Annotated in this window: 1 protein-coding gene; it reads right to left on the reverse strand. The window is 72.4% G+C overall.

The features are described from left to right. Positions 1 to 295 (reverse strand): acyltransferase domain-containing protein (locus PUR61_RS18350; RefSeq protein WP_329879983.1); only part of this gene is annotated, 295 nt, incomplete at its 3' end. Positions 296 to 312: the final 17 nt, after the last annotated feature.

A 312-nucleotide genomic window follows, 5' to 3' on the forward strand; every position in this document is an offset into this window, starting at 1 on the left:
CCGCGATGCTGTGGACGAGAACCGGGGGCGCGCTCACCTCGACGAAGGCCCGGAACCCCTCCGCGGCGAGCGTGTCCACCGCCGCGGCGAAGCGCACGGTCTGCCGCCGGTTGCGGTACCAGTACCCGCCGTCCAGCTCAGGACCCTCCAACCACCGGCCCTCCACCGTCGACAGGAACGGGATCGCGGCGGGACGGGGCCTCACCGCGGCCAGGAGCTCGGCGAGTTCCTCCTCGATCGACTCGACGTGGGACGTGTGGGAGGCGTAGTCCACCGGGACGCGCCGCACCCGCACACCCTGCTCCTCAAAGC

This window comes from Streptomyces sp. BE20, assembly GCF_036322525.1.
Lineage (GTDB): Bacteria > Actinomycetota > Actinomycetes > Streptomycetales > Streptomycetaceae > Kitasatospora.